This is a genomic window from Merdimonas faecis, from assembly GCF_001754075.1.
Lineage (GTDB): Bacteria > Bacillota > Clostridia > Lachnospirales > Lachnospiraceae > Merdimonas > Merdimonas faecis.
Genome location: NZ_MIEH01000017.1, coordinates 44883 through 61920 on the forward strand (window position 1 = coordinate 44883; position 17038 = coordinate 61920).

Below are 17038 nucleotides of genomic sequence, written 5' to 3' on the forward strand. Positions count from 1 at the left end.
TCCTTTATGATGCGAATTGTTTTAGATCCTCATCCGCGCGCAGCTGTTTTGCCGCAAGGCTCATCCAGGCACGGACCGAGTTGGATGAAACTTGAAAATCCCTGGAAATATCCGTACTACTATAACCCATGGACTTCCGGACAAGAGAATAGATACCTTTCCTGACAACGCCGGTACTGCTTGCGTGCCGGTCCGTCAGGATTTCCAGGATCTCTGTTTCCTGCAGGAACTGCAGGGGGTCCGGCGGGTTGTCATCCGGTACCTCTAGGAAATCTTCCCAGGGGCCATGTATCTGATGGTAACGGGAAACCTGTACGGAATAGTCAATCATTGCGTTTTGGATTGCCCGGCAGGCGTAAGGCGCAAATGGCAGTTTCGGATCCCGGTGCTGTGCTGCGCGGCAGAGCGCCAAGCAGCCGGTCTGATAAAGATCGTCCCATTCTGTAACGGGGCTCCGTCCGTAAAGGCGATTGTGGCGTTTCAGAATACGCTCTACCAAGTATAAGTGGTCCTCTACCAGTTGTTTCTGCCTGGGATTTAGGAGTTGCTTCGTCATTCGATCCACCGCCTTTCATGCTGCAGAAGCGATATTTCGCTTGTTTGCCAGGACTTTCCGGGATTCGCAGATCACCTGATCGCAAAGATACTCTCCAAACATAGCAATGTGTGTATGGGCAGGATCTGTTCCCAGCTTGTCAGATAACCAGTAGTAGGCCTGTTTGCGGGACATCACCCCCTGTTTCCAGATCTGGTCAAATGCCTGATGGGCGAGAATCCGTTTTTTCCGAAGCGCGGCATTTGCCAGGCTTCCCATGGGGAGTTTGGTTCCGGGATGCACGCCCACATAAGCATCGCAGACAGGATAATGACTGCATACATAGACGTAGCCTTTCTGTTTGGGATCCTGGAAGACCTCGGCGGCCGGTTTCAAGACTGCAGGGCTGCCGCAGTAACTGCAGCGAAGGTTCTGTTTTTGTTTCATTAGGGATCACCTCTCTTTTGAGTTTATTGTAAAGATACAGGTGATGAGAAACGAGAGGAAAACCACCAAAACTGGTTCGGATTATTCAAAAAATGGTGATTTTCCCCATTTTTGCTATTCAGAATAGAAGAGTGCTTCGATCAGCGGGAAATAGCGGCTGTCTACAAAGCGTGGATAGTTTACGGGGGTAAATACAAACTGCGTAAGAAAACACCGGATCAAAAAGATCAGGATCAAAACAACACAGAGTTTATAGACCTGATGGATTCTTGGGCGTTCTCTATGAAATACCCGGAAGTGACAAAGCAGTACAAAGACCAAGGGGATTGCGATGAATGTAAGAAAAAACTGGTCGATCTGCTGTATGATTTGAAGCATGTGAAAACCTCCTTTCTTTCTATCGTTAATTACCGTGTCTTTCCCAAAAGCGCAAACTACCAGTCATAGAACGTGTCCGTTAATTTCTGTGTCAGCCATCTTACCGGACATTGACCGTGGGGCAGTTGCAGCAAACGTGCGGCATAAAAGTCGCAGAACTGCCGAATCGTCAAAGCGAACAGGCACTCGTCTGGTACCGGGCGTTCGGGAAACAGGATGGTGGCATCTGCGAGGGGAAGGCAGACAGGATGACCACTTTGATCAGAAACAAAGAGAAAATCGCTGTTGCCGCAAGGGGTATCGCAGATGCAGCGCTTACAGGATACGTATACGGTCCGGTGCCAGTTCCCGCCACAGGAAGTAAGAAAACGGCACAATAATTTTGGATCTGAAGTCAGCATGATTGTCTCACCACCTAAAAAGAGGCCCGGTTTTCTGCCGGGCCTATCTGCAATTATGAGTCTTTCTGGTTACGTTTCCGCTTATAGATCAAATATCCGCCTGTGCAGGCAAGCAGCAAGAGGGCTGCGCCGCCAAGGATGAAGTAGAAGGTAAGCGGAGTATCGTCGCCTGTTTTTACCGGCGGGGAAACCTCAGAGACTTCCGGCGGGTTCTCGGAAAGCAGAATGGACTGTTCCGCACTTTCCAGATCCTCATGGGAGGCAATCGGAACTTCCGTGCCGCCGGTCACAAGATACAGTTTCTCAAACACAACCAATTTCTTACCGGCAAGGCCGCTTCCGTTGAAGGTAAAGGAGACTTCAACAGTTCCGGAAGATTCTTCCGGGACAAATTCCAATTGGGAGGTCACCGGCTTTCCGTCGATGAGGAGCTGCTCGCCGGTTTCTGCATCCATAAGGACGCCGTCCATGCGGAAAGTCAGCCCCGGCACCAGATTTTTGTAGGCAATCTCATCGGTGATCGTAACTTCTTCATCCGCGCGGGCCTCCTGGTCTCCGTCATCGGCGTCGGATGCGGTTGTGCCGATGGATGGGAATAATACCGATTGGTCAGGATCGGAGAGATCGGTATGCTGGGCCAGTTTCACTTCGCCCTGCCAGAGTTCCTCGAAGCAGACGACGGTGACGCCCGCAAGGTCGCTTGCGTCAAGTGTGAATGTAACCTCTACAGAATCGATGGATTTTTTGGCTGTAAAGGTCTTTTCGGCTGTGACAGGCTTGCCATTGTTTTCAATCGGATCACCGGTTTCCTGATTCATCAGGGAACCAACAAGCCGGTATTCCTTCCCTTTCTGCAGGCCTTCCATTTCGACCGTGTCCACAATGGTCACGCTATCATCCGGATAGGCCATTTGGGATCCGCTTTCCTGATCGACCGCAGAAGTGGAGAGCTCCACTTTATCGTTGGTCAGCGTTCCCAGGTCGATGGTGACGGAATCCCGATAGACCTGTACCTCGAAAGAAAGCAGGTTCCGGCCTTCGTTTTCTTCACAGCGCTGTTCTTCCACAGTATACGTGTCGTAGAGTAATGCGCCTTTGGAATCGTCCGGTTCGGACTCCCCAAACCAAACGCCGTCTTCTGCGGTTTCGCCGCGGTTGGTATTGGAAGTATGTTTATTCCAACTTGCCGAGGTACTGGCGTATCCGTTTTGATCGGTCAGGATGGTATGGCTTTCCTGTGTTGTATTTGAGGTAATGGTAAAGGGGATATTGGCAAGCCGGTTCTGATCCTGGTCACTGACTTTGACAAGCTCTAAGTCTCCCCGGATGACCTGTTCTTCCACTTCCGTTGTCTGGTACACAGAGATACTTTCCGTATCGCTCTCAGCCGCAATTTTCTGGACAAATACGGTTTCATTGAGCAAATATCCTTCCGGTGCCTTTGTCTCTTGAATGGTGACTGTTCCTAAAGGAAGGCAGATGGTGGTTCCATCACTGGCATAATAGAATTCGTCGCCGGAGAGGAAATAGTCCTCCGTAAAGTGAAAGGTTCCCTCGGCATCCGTTTTGAATATCCAGGTGCGGGCAGGTTCCAGGCCGCTTTCTGCCGGATCGGTATCGGACTGTGTTGTATAGAACTTGATGGTAAATTCTGCGTCGGCAAAGGAGGCGGCGCCCTGCGGGGTGGCGGTACCCAGTTCTGCGTCCAGTTTCTCTAAAACCAGGTCGATCGGATTGTTCAATGGGATTTCCTTTACGTCAAGGGAGCTGGTGGTATCCGAGGTAACCGTGACTTCATAGGAGCTGGTATCGATACTGTAGCCTTTGGAAGCAGCAAGTTCCTTCACGATGTAGGATCCAATCTCCAGATTCCCGGACTTTGCGTAACCGTTTGCATCAGTGACCAAGGTTTCCACCAGATCTTCGCCCCTGTAGATGCCATACTTTGCGCCTTCCAGGCTATAGCTTTCATTGCCATCTGATATGCCAGGATTGGCTGAAGTTTTCTGAAGCTCAATCCAACCGTAAGGAACCTCGTACCAACTGCCGGCAACGGTTTGGCTGTTGGAGGATGGGATGATAAAAGCGCGGAAGGAAGCAGGTGGATTTGGCAGAGAACGGATTGCGTTTGCAAGTTCGACCGCCTTATCAATATAGTTCTGCGGTGCGCCCCAGAAGGATCCGCTCCCAGCATCGTAACCGCCATATACATAGGAGGCAGCCAGATGCCCGATGACATAGCGGTCATCTTCCGACCAGCCGCCAAGGTATTGGCTTTCGATGTTCTGCTCCTCGTAGCCATATCCTCCGGGCAGGTAGTATAAGGCTTTCCGGAGTTCGGAATTGCTAGGGAGCAGATTGTACGCATAGGTTCCGGAAGCCGGGGTGCGTTCCATTGGCTGTACGCAGTAAGCGGTATTGGTTCCGTCCACGGTCATTTTTGCGGTGACATAGTCGCCGTAATGGATATTTTTCCCGGCCTGGAAATTCAGCGTGCCGTCAGCGGCATAGACAGGGAATTGGTTTGCGGCAATGGCACTGATTGCGAGAATGAGCATTAGAATCAGTGCGATCGTGCGTTTACAGTTGCTTGTGTGTTGGTTTTGCATAAGACTCCTCCTTTCAGATGTAACATAGGTTAGCCGGCCTTTTTCTTTTGCCGATTCAGGATTTCCAGAAGTTCCTGCCGGTCCGTTGTAATTAGGTCTTTTTCCAGGTTCGACGCCTTAAAGTCCACCGTGATGTTATTGTTGTTTGTTGAGATTAAACCGTTGCCCCGTTGGAAGTGGGTAATATTAAGCAGCTCCGTTTCGGAAAGATGTAGGATTTGTTTGACGCGCTGTGCCTCTTCCTCTTCCATGTTGAGGACAATTTTAGACTTGCAGTTGTTTATGATCCCCTTTCCGTACTTGCCGTCATCCAGAGCGAAAAAGTCATTTAAATCCTGCGTCGCAAAGACGGCAGAACCGCCGTACCCCCGGATGATCTTGGCGATCTCCAGGACAAATTCTGCAGCCAGGCGGTTACTGGACGCACCGATGAGCTGCCAGACTTCATCGACAAATATCGCTTTTTCTTCCGTGCGGTTTTCCTTGGCTTTATCCCAGACATAATCCAAGACGGTAAACATGCCCACGGTCAATAGATCCCCGGTCAGCTCGGAGATATCGAGAACCGTATACTTATTGGTCAGATCCACGTTGGTTTCCTGGTTAAAAGAGGATGCAGAGCCGTGGACCAGCCGGTTTAAGATATGAGCCATACGTTTCGTGTCATCGCTTTCCGTCAGGATATCGTAGACATCTTCCAGAATGGGCATGGGTTTATACCGGTCGGGATGGGCAGGATCCTTGAGGGATTCATTTTCATGAGTGATACCCTTTAATGCATAGGTCTTGATCAGAGCCTCGTCTAAAAGCTGCCGTTCCTCGTAGGTCATATCCGGGATGAGCAGGCTGAAAAATATATGTAGTTTCTGGACTTTTGCGGCGAGGGCCGAGTTGTCCATGGAAGGACCGTCCAGCAGCTCATTGACGGAGTTATCCGTTTTCCGGATCTCCAGGATGTTGATGCAGTTCCGGCTGGCCGGTGAGATCTTAATGAACTCCCCACCGATATTTTTACAAGCCCGGTAAAACTCATGCCCTTTTAAGGGAGCAACGATAAATACCTGGATCCCTTTGCGGCGCATCCGCAGCGCCATAAGCTGCAGGGTGAAGGTTTTTCCCGCGCCGGAGCAGCCCAGGATTGCCAGATTGGCATTTTTGTACTGGTTGGCATCAAAAATATCTGCAATGACCAGGGAGTTGTTGTGTTTATTGACGCCAAACAGAATTCCATTGTCGTCGCAGACAGAGTAACTTGTGAAAGGATAGCAGCTTGCTACGCCGCTGGTTAAGGCGTTCCGTTTTGAGAGTTGAAACAGTTTTTTATCCAGATTCATCAGCGGCAGTGTGGACAAAAAGGCGCGTTCCTGAAGAAAATAGCAGGAACGCAGTTCCATATCCTGTGAGATGAGTAATTTTTTCATCTCCTGAATTCGCCACTCAAGCTCCTCTAACGTGGAGGCAGTAATGGTGATCAGAAGGCTGATATAGTAAAAATCCTCATTACTGGCAAGCCCCTGTTTTAAGTAGTAGCCGGCCCGGATGGCAGAATCCAGATCATCATAGTCCGTGTTGGTATCCGATGCGTCTTTCAGCTTTGACCGGTTGATACGGATTTGTTGCCCCAGCCGTTGCTGAATCCGGTCTTTTGGCTGTTTCTGCAGATACAGATCCACATCGATGCCTTCCCCGGCGTTGATTAACAGCGAGAGCCATCCGGGATACACACGGGTTTTGTATCCGTCACTGGGAATCATCAGGTAAGAATGGTAGACACCGTTGACGATGACATAATTTGCATGACAGAAATCTACGGACTTCGGAGCGATAAATTCGTTTATCCGAATCTGATCGGTCTCTGCTTCGCGATTCTCACCAACATAGTGGTCCAGTACTTCGCGGATACGGTCAGATAGAGGCTTGGCGGTACAAAGGCTACGGTTCAGCAAGGTATAAAGAACATCCGCAGCGAACGCATCCTCATTGTCATGTTCCGCTACATGGTTTCCGCATTGAGCTAAAAAAGTCTTGGCAGTCTGGGTGGCTGTTTCCAATTGGGCTAGGATTTCCTTCTCTGTTTCTTTTCTGTTGATGTTAAAGGGTTCATATTCGAACACTAAAAAGAAACGCCTGGACACCCCTTCTCTGGAACTTAGATTTCTGACAAACTGGATATAATCCTTCTGGAGTTCCTGACAATGTGGGTCTTTTTCCTGTTCCAGTTCCCGTGCTGCCAGTTCCAGATGTTTGTTGATATCTGCCTTTTTCGAAATCATCTTGACCTGCAGCTTTACTGGGCTGATTTTAAGGTAAGAAATGAAACCGTAAATGATGCTTTGCTGCTCCTGCGCGCTTCGCAGAAGAAAGTTAATCGGATCAACCTCCAGGATCTTGATATACCGGTGGTCTGTCGTATAGATGACACCGCCTGCGATTTTCTCGATGGGCAGATACTCTTCCAGGAACAAAGCCTTTCCTTTTTTGCGAATAGAGTCGATCCCTTTTCTTGGTGCCGCACCATCACGGCTGGAACGCCGCTCGTTTTGGCGGGCCTGCTTTGCAGCGGCTTTTGTTGCTTTTGTTTCCCGCTTCTTTTGCTTTGCGGCCCGTTTCTGTTCCTGTTTCGCTGCTTTCTTGTCCTTACGGTTCTGCCTTTTTTTCTGTTTCTTTTCCGCTTTTAGGATCCGGATGTCTTCCCGCGCCTGCCTGCGGATGCCTTTCTTGGTTGAGGTATCATATTGGCGGCGTTCTTTTTTTTTAACGGGTTTTTCTTTTTTTGGCGGACGCTTTTCCGTTTGCTGGGGAGGAGCTTCCTCGCCGCACTCCCGTTTCTTTTTGACTTTTTTTGCTTTCGGTTCCTTATTGCGGGCCCTTTTTTGCCGCTTTACAACCGGCGCCTCTGGAACCTGGTCTGTGCGGTAGAGGATCCGTCGATTCTTGCAAAAGACGAGGGCGTTGCCGAAAAAGGCCGTGATGCTCATGCCCCCGATCCCGATCAGTGCAACCATAAAAAGCGGCAGTGCGGTCATGCATAAAAGGATGATCCGCGCTGTTAATGTAAGAGGAAGCTGCAAAACAGGGTAAGTAATGAGACCTGCCAGGATCGCGCCCTCGATTGCATTTCGGATCTCAAACATACCGCCAAGGAACTTGCCTTTTTCGATGAAATTTGGTGGAATATGTGCGGGATGCTGCTTTTCTTGGTTGGAATTGCTCATGGCTGCACCTCCTTGCTTCCCGTGTCATTTAACCCGCCTTCCTGCTGGTTCTCGACCTCTTCAGAGGTGACAGCGGGCAGGGAATCATCCGTTTCCTGTTCGTAAACCTGTTGCTTGGTTGTAAATTCCGTTTCCTCCTCCCCGAATAGAAACACGCCAAGATCGGCCCGGTAACGAACCGGCAGCCGGGTGTCATCCGAGAGCAGGAAGAAAAGCTGTGTCGTATAGGTGTCCGGGTATTGCGTCTCCTCTGGAAGGAACGTGATGTCTGTAATGCTGGGCTTTTCTATGCGGCTTAGGTACACCGGGAAACATTCTTTGAGATCCGAGATCAGGCTCTTGGATAGGAAGGCGGATAGCCCTTCAAACTCGTGGAATGTATAAGCAGTATCGGCTTCCGTTTCCGCTGATTTCGGTGGCGTGCCGGAATCCTTTTTGGGATTGGAAGCGTGCGTGTTCCAGATCCGTGGCAGGAAGATCCCGATGAGGATCAATAGGATGAATACAACAATGGCAATGAAAATTCTCAACTTACTCATGGTGATAAAACTCCTTTATTTGCGTTGGAAGATCCAGTACTGGGCCGAGGTGGCATGGATCTCCGTTTGCATATCAAATTCCCGATTTACATAGTTCTTTTGCTCGTTATCATTGGGGTCATTGACCAGGACCTTGCCGCCTGCAGTCACGCCCCGCAATACAATAAAATGTCCCCCTTTTGTAAATAACCCTGGCGTTTGTGAAGAAATCACCGGACACCCCTGGGACAAGGCCTGCAGGACTGCGTTGGGATCGGTGGTCTGTGTAACACTGCCACAGCCAAAATGGTTGGCTGCCGCCTGGAAATAGGACCACTTGGTCCCGTGTCCGGAAGCATAATAGGCATTGCCGCACCAGGCAACGGCATCCACCGGGGTGATTGTGGAGTTGGTCAGGTAGCTTGCGACCATCGCAAAGCTTGTGGGACCGCAGCCGCATTTGGCGAGATTGCTGCTCCCGTAAGGGATGTTGGGGTAGTCAGTCTGGATATACAGCGGGATCTGCATCCCATTTGCAGGATAGTTTCCGGCGGTGGATGTAATGATGTAATAGCGCAGGACATGGTCTACATAGTCCTTGTCGCCGTATACGGAATAATTCCATCCGGGCCGGGCGCACATCATGTCAGAGTAAGCAATGGCGTTTTCCTTTGTATAGCCGCCGTCCCGCTCCATCGCCCAGTCGATATATGCGGAGCCGTAATTATACCCCTGAAGGGCCAGCTTGATCCGGTCCAGATCGGTCGGCCCGGTGCATCCGGCTTTCTGAAGGACGTTACGCAGCACCTGAATCCCGCACTCTATGGAGTATTCCGGGTCCTCGATACCGCCTGGGTATCGGGTGTTATAGCCACAGGCGGATGCCTGCATGGGATCTTTGCCAATGCCGCCGCTTTCCTGCATCATGACGGCCAGGATCAGTTCCACGTAATCGCTCATGCCGTATTTTGCGGCGATCCGCTGCACGGTACTGCGGTAAGCCTCGACCTCTGCAGAGACATTGGCGATGGCGACGCCGGAACCGGTACAAAAAAATGTTGTCAGGTTCTCCGCATAATTCTTGGCCAGTTCTTTCTGCTCATCGGTTAAGTGGAAGACATGGTCTGCAAAATAGCAATCCCCGGCATACTGGATATAGTAGGTATGCTGGGTAAATGTCACAGGTCCAGATCCATCTTCTGGGGTAACTGTTATGGTTTCGGTTGTCTCTTTATAGGAGAACAGCCCATCCTTGTTTTGGTGTATGACCTCTTTCAGACGGGAAAGATTGATGTTTTCATAGTCATCCTGAGAGGCACAAAACTGGGAAATGAGCTGATTGGCATTGGTGGCAATCCCATAGGCATAAGGGTCTGTGATGACAGCGGTGTCCCCTTCCGGTAAGGATGAAATGGCGGCATTGACCTCTGCTAAAACCGCATCATGGCACTCCTGTAGGACCTCCACGATTGCCTGGTTGGCATCCTGCAGGTTTTGCTGAAGCTTGCTGTTATCATTGAGGGCACCGCTGTTATCGGTTAGGGAACCAAAGACCAACCCGGGCAGCATGAGGATAAAGAAAGCTGATAAAATGGGGATGGATAACAGGGCAGCTCCAACCTTCCGGGTGCGCTTGCTGGCAAGGACCGCGCTGGCAGCGCCCACTGGACCGCCGGCCAAAGCACCGGCTGCGGAAGCGGTGTTCCTGTTAAGGATCTTGGATGCGCCTACCTGCATCGCGTCGTTTAAACCGGTTCGCTGCTGATCAGACATGGCTAAATCCGGTCCTTACGTGCAGGGGCAGGCGGAACCACCTGGACAATGGATTCGTGGTAGGCAATGTTTCCATTGTCATCGGTATATGGCCTGCGCTCTACGGTATCCTGGGCATATTGCTTATACCAGGTTGCGCCGTCTACGGACTGCACCGTTTCATAGTCGCCGCTTGGAGCGACATATTGCTCTGAATCGTACATGGCGAAATCTGTAGAGGTCCCATCTATGGTTTCGCTGCCGGTAATCCGGCCTCCGCCGATCTCCATATTGGTATAATTGGGGACCGGCTCATCGTTTGCTTCGTTCAGGCCCATATATGCGGCAAACGCTTTCACAGCGTCAGCTCCGGTGATGGAGCCCACTTTTCCATAATCCCCGCGTGCGATATCGCCGACGACCTGATTGGCGAAGGCGCCGCCCTTCTTTAAGGATGACTGGTACAGGGAATTCCCGATGCCGCCTTCGGAATATCCGGTTGCGGCATTGACAGCACTTCGTTCAGCCTGCCTCCCGACAGCACCTGCAAGGCCACCGGATAGAAAACTTCCATCGACAGCTGCGGCACCAGGTGAGGCGGCGTGCCGGAAACCGCCGCCGTGGCCGTGGAAAGCGCCTGCAAGGCTGCGGCCTGCAATGAGCAGTTCGCCCATCATATTCCCGCCGGTATTTCCGACATTGATTCCCAAAGACGACAGAAAGCTGTCTATCTTTTGCGATACCTTTAAAAAGCCGATGGCACAGAGGAACCAGATAAAAATGTTTCCGGTCACGGCGTCTTTTCCCTGTTCAGCAACGGCCTGTTCCACCTCGGCCTCTGTCAGATCCGCCGCAGAGACGGGCAGGGAGAACAGGAGGATGAGGCAAAAGAGCAGTGACAGGCAGGGGATGAGGTGTTTGATGTACTTCATGTTTGCCCTCCTTTTGTAATTAAAGTGATAATGGATTGGAAAGAAAGTTTCCCACCATGTTGGTAAACAGCCGCAGGCACCAGGCGTTCATCAGTAACAGAAAGAGCTGTCCTCCGATCATGCGTCCCCAGCTCTTAAAAATATTTGAGGTTGCTTGTGAGGCACCCGTGGCAAAGGCAACGGGAGCTGTGTAGACCAGTACCCCTAATAAGATGTAGCGTTCTGCCGCTTCAAAGAGGAGTTTGATGTAATTCCAGGCCAGGATCAGTACCAGGATCAGGCTGGTAATGGCCACTGCGCCGCTGGCGCATACGCCAAGGATGACGGTGACAACAGAACTAAAACTGGCAAAGTTCAGGGGGGGAAGTTCCTCGTTGAGTATCCAGTCGTAAGGCGTCCCGGCAATCTCAAGAAGCAGGTTTACAATGTCTTCGGCGTAGAAGATCATGAAGATAAACATAAACGTACGGATTGAAAGTTTGATGGGATCCTCTGCTTCGATGCCGACACCCAGGAAATAGTTCTTAAAAAGCTGCCAGACCCAGTTCAGCAGGACCAGTCCTAACGCAAGCGCTACAAAAATGTCATACATGGTTTCAGCAGCCGGAAAGTAGCGCAAGAACGTGTCCATAGAACAGCCCAGCGCGCCAATCACAGATGTGGTCAGCAGATCCAGTACATACATGATCTGTTCGGCAATCCATTCTACGATTCCATCTAAAATGCCCATGTGAACGCCCCCTTCCTTTTAGCCGTTCCACTGTCCGCCAGCGAAGAAAGGGGTAATGTAGGCCATTATAAAACCTAAGCCGTTTAGGATAGCCCAGGTAATAATGATCCGTTTCAGCCATGCTCTGGACTCATCCACGGTCTTTCCGGATTTGGAAAAATTCATCAGAAGGAGAGCCACAGAAGCTGTAACGACAGCGGCAATCGTGGAGATCAGGATAATCTGGTTATAGACATCCCGCATGATCTCATTTGCCTTGTCCCACATATTTGCGGCAAAAACCGTCTGGGTACAGCCGAATACAAAAGTTGCCAAGAGGAAAGTGGTATAGAGGACTGCGCCCCGGTTGATACGGTGCTGTTTGTGCTTTAGATGAATCAAGTGTTTCCCTCCTTTTCTGATCCGGGATCCCTTCGTGGAGATCCCGGAATCGCTTATAGTTTTCTGCCTCACATTGCGGTCTTACGCAATGAAAAAGCAGCCTGGCCAATCAGACTGCTTTCTATGTTCCATATGAAATTGTCGTTTGCGTTCACCTCCTGGAAGATGACGGCTTTAGGAATTGAGGCCCTCCCTGGCCGTGATCTTACGTCTGCATATAATTTTGACAATATCAATGTTAGCATATGGGATTTACCGTTACAATCGCATGAATATGCCACTTAAAGACAATTCTATGCCAAGTTTAAGTCAATCTAATAGATATACTTTATAATTCGATTGGATTCTGTTTTATGCGGGTTGAAATACATATACTAGAGGTACATGATTTCAACTAATAGATGTAGTGGGAGGTGGCATGATGGAAGGAATAGGAAAAAGAATCAAGGCGAGTCGGATTTCAGCGGGATTGACACAGGAACGGCTGGCAGAAAAAGTCGGCATCAGTAGTACCTACCTGAGTGCCATCGAGTGCAGCGTGAAAGAGCCAAAGCTATCGACATTTGTGAGGATTGCCAATGCAATCGGTGCATCGGCAGATGATCTGTTGGCAGATGTCCTGAGCATAAAACAATATGAGCAGTATATCGAGCGTGAAGAACGGATAAGGAAACTGCCGCTAAAGGAACAAAATAAGATTTACCGTGTTCTGGATGTGATGATCGAAGAAGCGGAGAAAGAGTAAAAAGTCTGTGGGAAACCACAGGCTTTTTCTTTTGGTAAGCGGTAAGACAGAAAGAAAAGACAAATTAATTCGTACCATATAATGAATTTGTATCTGAATTTTGTTATAGTAACTCTAATAGATATAGTTTATAAATCCAACAGGATGGTGGGGTGAGTGAATGAAACGACATCGGATTACAATTTTGGTAGGAGTTTTTCTGTTTCTTTGCGGGCTGGGGCTTGGTTTGTGTTTCCCGCAGATTCGTGCTTCCTTGTCGCATGGAAATACCAATGAAAACCCCCAGAGGCTAAGTCCCCAGGAATCGGGGAGGAGTACTTTAGCCAATAAGGAAGAGTGTTGTCTTTGCGGCAGCAACAGCCGGAGCCTTATGGGACTGTATCGTGGTAAGGATGAACTGGGGATTATTTCACTGAATAATTGGTATGTTCTGGATATGGGCATTGGAAAAGAAGCAGAGGAAACGATGGACTGCCAGAATTCTTCAAGGATCACAACGACTGGGGAAGACGGCTGTAGATTTTGTGTGGATCAGAATTATGCCAGAAGAATTTCGGAAGTGAAGATTGAGTATGGCGAGAAAAGCTACTTTGATCTAAATAGGGTGCGAGGATATCTGTGCCAAGCATGTTTGGATAGCCTTTTGGATGTCATGGATGTGTGTGGAGATAAGATGGAACGCCCGATCGGCGTATGCATGATTGATTTTCAGACGCAGAAGTTATATTCGCTGCAGGATCAGCATCTAGCCTATTACATCAGAGACTATTATGTAAAGATAGAAAGTGGGGAGGAAAAAGTCGTGACAGCGGTATATGCGCCGGAGGGATAATTAGGGCCTAGAAGTATTTTGATGGAAGAAGAGATATATAGGTTAAAAGTATGTTAATATATAGTAGAAAGTTATTCATGGGAGGATGGGTCTATGATTGACATCGAAATGTTTAAGGAAATAAGAAAATCTAAGCATCTTATTATTTTTGATACAAATGTTTTGCTAGAACTATATCGTATGCCGGCCAATATTAGTATTGATGTTATAAATGTGCTGGAGAAGGCAAAGAATCAAATTTATATTCCACATAGGGTTTATGAGGAATATTTGAAACATCGCCAGAAGATACGTGGAGATGCGAAAAAGAAGTACGAAAACGTCACTAAAGAATTGTCTGAAATGACCAGAGAGCTTCAGGATGATATTTCGAAAAAGATTGCTGAATACAGAAAGCATAACTATACGGATGTTACAAAACTTCAAAAGGATTTATTTGAGAAGATTGAAGAAATACAAGATGTTATCCATGATTATAAAGATAAACATGCTACAGAAATTCAACTTAACATAAATTTTTTGGAAAAAGATGAAGTAAATAAATTTGTTGAGCGTCTAAAACAACAGGGGTGTTTAGGGGAGGATATTTCATTTACAAGAAAGTTAGAAATATTACGGGAAGGAGAATTACGGTATAATAATTTAATTCCACCTGGCTTTAGGGATAACGAAAAAGTCGGTGAAGATAGATTTGGAGACTTGTTTATTTGGAAAGATATGATTTCAGTGGCAAGAGAACAAGACAGTAATATTTTGTTCGTATGTAACGATACAAAGGAGGATTGGTGGAAAAAAGAGAAAGGGAGACCGGAAGATCTAAGGAAAGAGCTTAACAAAGAATTTGCAGAAAGTAATCCTGAGTTGCATATTCATTTCCTGACATTGGATAGATTTTTTTCATATATAGCTGAAGAGTTTGAAATGGCAAAATCAAAGAGTGCTTTACAACTGACGGCGATGCAAGATATTACGGGAATTTTAGATGACCATGAAGAGAAAATAGAAACTGCAATACAAGAATATGTAGCAACATATTCCTGGGAAGAAGAACTGAATGAAGATGATTGGAACGCTGAAAATGAGAAGGTATCTTGGAAGATAGCAGAAGTATCGGTAGAAAAAGAAGAAAAGAAAATTATATATTATGTAAATATTGATATCAGTGTTTTGGCTGATTTAGAATATTGCGGGGAGCGTGATGACATCTTTAGAGACGACAAACTGGCCTGGGCACTTACTGGAGATGTAGTAATCGAGATGGAAGAATACTCAAGTTCCAGTGAAATAAAAGGGATAAATATTGAAAGTGGCGATATCATGCATGTCCGGCAAGACACATGGGATATCATAGGAAAGACAGATGATCAAATTTCATGTAAGGAAATTATTCGTTTATGTAAAGAGGAATCGGCAGACCCAGATGATTTAGTAAGAACGAGACTTGAGTATATAAATAGGTTAAAGTCTAGTGAAAGCATGAGAAGATCGGGAGACCATGCGGCTTTGTCCTTGGGAGATCAAAATTCTCTTATATGGGAGGATGAGAAAATTAGGCAGTTAATGTCAAAGAGTATGGAGAGTTTTATAACATTCGATCCAGAAGAGACAAGGAGGATGAAGGAAATAACTTGGAAGCAACTATCACAATTAGGCACAATAGTAAACCGTGCGTTAAAAAGTGACTCTGAACAGGAAGAATAGAGGGCTTGTTATATTTTGGAGGGATAAATAAGCGATTGAGGAATAGTAATATATTTTGGGGTGTTCCTCCCACGACACACTCGATGTAAACTTATATTGTTCTGGAAGCCTGCTATGACTTGTCGTATAATGTAGATTATGCTATATTTATTTTTATATGGTGACAAAATTTTCTTAATAACAGAGAGTTTTGTCTTTTTTGTGACTATGTAAAAAGTATTAGACGTAATAGAATGGTTGTAGAATTGCAAATCAAAACAAAATAGAATAGAAGTCAATTGGGCATGGTACTATGCAATATATTAAATAATCTAGAGGAAAGAGTATGGGTACGTTACTAGAATATATTTGGGAAATATCAAATTCAGTGGAAACGGATTATAAGAATCTTCCCCTTTTGCCAGTGATCATAGGTTATGATGCGATTGAGGCAGCTAATATAGCAGAACAAATAAATTCAAATAAAATTAAAATGAAGCAAGTGCATGCAGGTTACGGTAGACATTCAGATAGTATTGGAATAAATAGTTTGGCGAGAAATCTTGATGAATTTGAATGGTATTGTCCTATATTATTGGTTTATAATATTCAAAAGATAGGGCGCAAACACATTAAAGAAATATATCCCTTTAGTATAGAGGATTATAAAGAAGAATCAATTTGTAAAGATGGGCCCGAAGTAGAACGTTTTAGCTTGGGAAATCATGATGAGAATATATTAAAATATATAGAATGTATTTTTGGTTCAAATGAGGCATATTTATATGGACAATTGAAAAAAACGGATTCTAAAAGTAGGGTAATCTCCGTAATAGAGCATCTATATGACAAGAGTAATAACCCTAAATTGAAAACTATATATGTTGATATCGAATATGTTCGACTAATAGATGAAAACCTTGAATGCATTATATTACCAGAGAGACTACTGGCGTTTGAGGAATTTAAGTCATTTTCCAAATACTCTGATTCCAAATACTCTGGCGTAACGATCATAGAATATAAAACAAATCCAACACATCATCCAGCATGGTATAATGGTGTGGTCTCTGATTTGCTTGAGGGATATTTGAGAGAAAAAGGGAAAGTGTGAAATGGAAAGATATAAATTATGTGGATATATAAATCTTTTTGGTATTATTCCGGATTTTGTGTATCCAGTATACTATCGAAATGGAAAATATTTTTTTGCCCATGGGGACAAGTTTTGTATAAAAAGATTCTTTAGGGTAAAAAAAGATTATTTAAGAGAGATACAACCGCTGCCAGAAAAATATGGTCTAATACAGCGCCAAGTAGAAAATGATCAAATTTATATTTATGAAAAATCATATGGAGAGATCTTGCTTGGTACGGGATATAATCTAGTTAAAAAAATTTCTAACATTAGGATTGGTAATACAATACTACAGAATATTTTGGAAGAATTTAGAGAAGATTTTGCAGAAGATTCAGGTAAGAAGGTTTTAGCTGCGGATGTAAAATATTATGCTACTGGGAGGAGAAAGACTGCAGTTGCAAGAGTGTATTTGGCAGATGGTAACGGCAAGATAATTGTAAATCAAAAACCAATTGAAAGCTATTTTAGTGGAGGATATTATAGAGAAAAAGTTCTTATGCCATTAGAGTTAACAGGAACTTACGGAGCAGTAGATGTGTATGCTACAGTTAAAGGTGGAGGAGTAACGGGGCAAGCAGAAGCAATACGACATGGGATTTCCAGAGCGCTTATAAACATCGCTATAGACTCTAAGAAAATGCTAAAAGATGAGGGGTACTTAACTAGGGATCCAAGAATGAAAGAAAGAAAGAAGAGTGGATTAAAGGGAGCTCGCCGTAAACCGCAAAGAAGTAAGCGATAA

Annotated in this window: 16 protein-coding genes; 6 read left to right on the forward strand and 10 right to left on the reverse strand. The window is 46.4% G+C overall.

What is annotated here, in order from left to right; genetic code table 11:
* Positions 1–4: 4 nt before the first annotated feature.
* The 3 genes from BKD12_RS08190 to BKD12_RS08200 form a co-directional block, all read right to left on the reverse strand.
* A complete protein-coding gene (locus BKD12_RS08190; protein WP_070088839.1) occupies positions 5–556 on the reverse strand; it encodes a sigma-70 family RNA polymerase sigma factor in 552 nt (183 codons plus the stop codon).
* A 15-nt stretch (positions 557–571) separates the two neighbouring features.
* Positions 572–982 carry a zinc-finger-containing protein gene (locus BKD12_RS08195; protein WP_070088840.1) on the reverse strand — a complete coding sequence of 137 codons (411 nt, stop codon included), beginning with the start codon at positions 980–982 and terminating at the stop codon, positions 572–574.
* Between the two features lie 114 nt (positions 983–1096).
* Entirely contained in the window at positions 1097–1360 is a 264-nt protein-coding gene (locus BKD12_RS08200; protein ID WP_070088841.1) for a hypothetical protein, read from the reverse strand.
* Positions 1361–1485: 125 nt separating this feature from the next.
* Between BKD12_RS08200 and BKD12_RS08205 the strand changes: the two genes are divergently transcribed.
* Positions 1486–1740: a hypothetical protein gene (locus tag BKD12_RS08205; RefSeq protein WP_141736938.1), complete on the forward strand. Its 255-nt coding sequence runs from the start codon at positions 1486–1488 to the stop codon at positions 1738–1740.
* Positions 1741–1814: 74 nt separating this feature from the next.
* Here the strand turns inward: BKD12_RS08205 and BKD12_RS08210 are convergent, their stop codons facing one another.
* Genes BKD12_RS08210 through BKD12_RS08240 form a run of 7 tightly spaced genes read right to left on the reverse strand, consistent with a single transcriptional unit; the run spans position 1815 to position 11898 of the window.
* Positions 1815–4370 carry a VaFE repeat-containing surface-anchored protein gene (locus BKD12_RS08210; RefSeq protein ID WP_070088843.1) on the reverse strand — a complete coding sequence of 852 codons (2556 nt, stop codon included), beginning with the start codon at positions 4368–4370 and terminating at the stop codon, positions 1815–1817.
* Positions 4371–4399: 29 nt separating this feature from the next.
* Positions 4400–7585, reverse strand: a complete 3186-nt coding sequence (locus BKD12_RS08215; RefSeq protein WP_070088844.1) for a VirB4 family type IV secretion system protein — start codon at positions 7583–7585, stop codon at positions 4400–4402.
* Positions 7582–8124: a DUF5038 domain-containing protein gene (locus BKD12_RS08220; protein WP_070088845.1), complete on the reverse strand. Its 543-nt coding sequence runs from the start codon at positions 8122–8124 to the stop codon at positions 7582–7584. The genes BKD12_RS08215 and BKD12_RS08220 overlap by 4 nt, the downstream gene beginning before the upstream one ends.
* Before the next feature lie 15 nt (positions 8125–8139).
* Positions 8140–9876, reverse strand: coding sequence for a lysozyme family protein (locus BKD12_RS08225; protein WP_070088846.1), 1737 nt, complete (start codon positions 9874–9876; stop codon positions 8140–8142).
* Positions 9877–9878: 2 nt separating this feature from the next.
* Positions 9879–10787, reverse strand: a complete 909-nt coding sequence (locus tag BKD12_RS08230) for a hypothetical protein (protein ID WP_070088847.1) — start codon at positions 10785–10787, stop codon at positions 9879–9881.
* A gap of 19 nt (positions 10788–10806) precedes the next feature.
* Positions 10807–11517 (reverse strand): hypothetical protein, encoded by a 711-nt coding sequence (locus tag BKD12_RS08235; RefSeq protein WP_070088848.1) that lies wholly within the window; start codon positions 11515–11517, stop codon positions 10807–10809.
* A gap of 18 nt (positions 11518–11535) precedes the next feature.
* On the reverse strand, positions 11536–11898 hold the full coding sequence (locus tag BKD12_RS08240) for a fimbrial protein (RefSeq protein WP_330385564.1): 363 nt from the start codon (positions 11896–11898) through the stop codon (positions 11536–11538).
* Positions 11899–12316: 418 nt separating this feature from the next.
* On the opposite strand from BKD12_RS08240, the gene BKD12_RS08245 reads away from it, so the two are divergent.
* The 5 genes from BKD12_RS08245 to rpsI all read left to right on the forward strand — a co-directional run bounded on the left by BKD12_RS08245 (position 12317) and on the right by rpsI (position 17038).
* Positions 12317–12643, forward strand: a complete 327-nt coding sequence (locus BKD12_RS08245; RefSeq protein ID WP_083262908.1) for a helix-turn-helix domain-containing protein — start codon at positions 12317–12319, stop codon at positions 12641–12643.
* A 160-nt stretch (positions 12644–12803) separates the two neighbouring features.
* Positions 12804–13475, forward strand: a complete 672-nt coding sequence (locus tag BKD12_RS08250) for a hypothetical protein (protein WP_141736939.1) — start codon at positions 12804–12806, stop codon at positions 13473–13475.
* Positions 13476–13568: 93 nt separating this feature from the next.
* Positions 13569–15176 carry a PIN domain-containing protein gene (locus BKD12_RS08255; RefSeq protein WP_070088850.1) on the forward strand — a complete coding sequence of 536 codons (1608 nt, stop codon included), beginning with the start codon at positions 13569–13571 and terminating at the stop codon, positions 15174–15176.
* 325 nt (positions 15177–15501) lie between these two features.
* Entirely contained in the window at positions 15502–16269 is a 768-nt protein-coding gene (locus tag BKD12_RS08260) for a hypothetical protein (RefSeq protein WP_070088851.1), read from the forward strand.
* A 325-nt stretch (positions 16270–16594) separates the two neighbouring features.
* On the forward strand, positions 16595–17038 hold the full coding sequence (gene rpsI, locus BKD12_RS17255; RefSeq protein ID WP_242872746.1) for a 30S ribosomal protein S9: 444 nt from the start codon (positions 16595–16597) through the stop codon (positions 17036–17038).

Coding starts and splice junctions, on each gene's coding strand:
- BKD12_RS08255 (WP_070088850.1), top strand. CDS start 13,569: ATGATTGACATCGAAATGTTTAAGGAAATAAGAAAATCTAAGCATCTT.
- BKD12_RS08220 (WP_070088845.1), bottom strand. CDS start 8,124: ATGAGTAAGTTGAGAATTTTCATTGCCATTGTTGTATTCATCCTATTG.
- BKD12_RS08190 (WP_070088839.1), bottom strand. CDS start 556: ATGACGAAGCAACTCCTAAATCCCAGGCAGAAACAACTGGTAGAGGAC.
- BKD12_RS08250 (WP_141736939.1), top strand. CDS start 12,804: ATGAAACGACATCGGATTACAATTTTGGTAGGAGTTTTTCTGTTTCTT.
- BKD12_RS08230 (WP_070088847.1), bottom strand. CDS start 10,787: ATGAAGTACATCAAACACCTCATCCCCTGCCTGTCACTGCTCTTTTGC.
- BKD12_RS08195 (WP_070088840.1), bottom strand. CDS start 982: ATGAAACAAAAACAGAACCTTCGCTGCAGTTACTGCGGCAGCCCTGCA.
- BKD12_RS08225 (WP_070088846.1), bottom strand. CDS start 9,876: ATGTCTGATCAGCAGCGAACCGGTTTAAACGACGCGATGCAGGTAGGC.
- BKD12_RS08200 (WP_070088841.1), bottom strand. CDS start 1,360: ATGCTTCAAATCATACAGCAGATCGACCAGTTTTTTCTTACATTCATC.
- BKD12_RS08260 (WP_070088851.1), top strand. CDS start 15,502: ATGGGTACGTTACTAGAATATATTTGGGAAATATCAAATTCAGTGGAA.
- BKD12_RS08215 (WP_070088844.1), bottom strand. CDS start 7,585: ATGAGCAATTCCAACCAAGAAAAGCAGCATCCCGCACATATTCCACCA.
- BKD12_RS08245 (WP_083262908.1), top strand. CDS start 12,317: ATGATGGAAGGAATAGGAAAAAGAATCAAGGCGAGTCGGATTTCAGCG.
- BKD12_RS08210 (WP_070088843.1), bottom strand. CDS start 4,370: ATGCAAAACCAACACACAAGCAACTGTAAACGCACGATCGCACTGATT.
- BKD12_RS08235 (WP_070088848.1), bottom strand. CDS start 11,517: ATGGGCATTTTAGATGGAATCGTAGAATGGATTGCCGAACAGATCATG.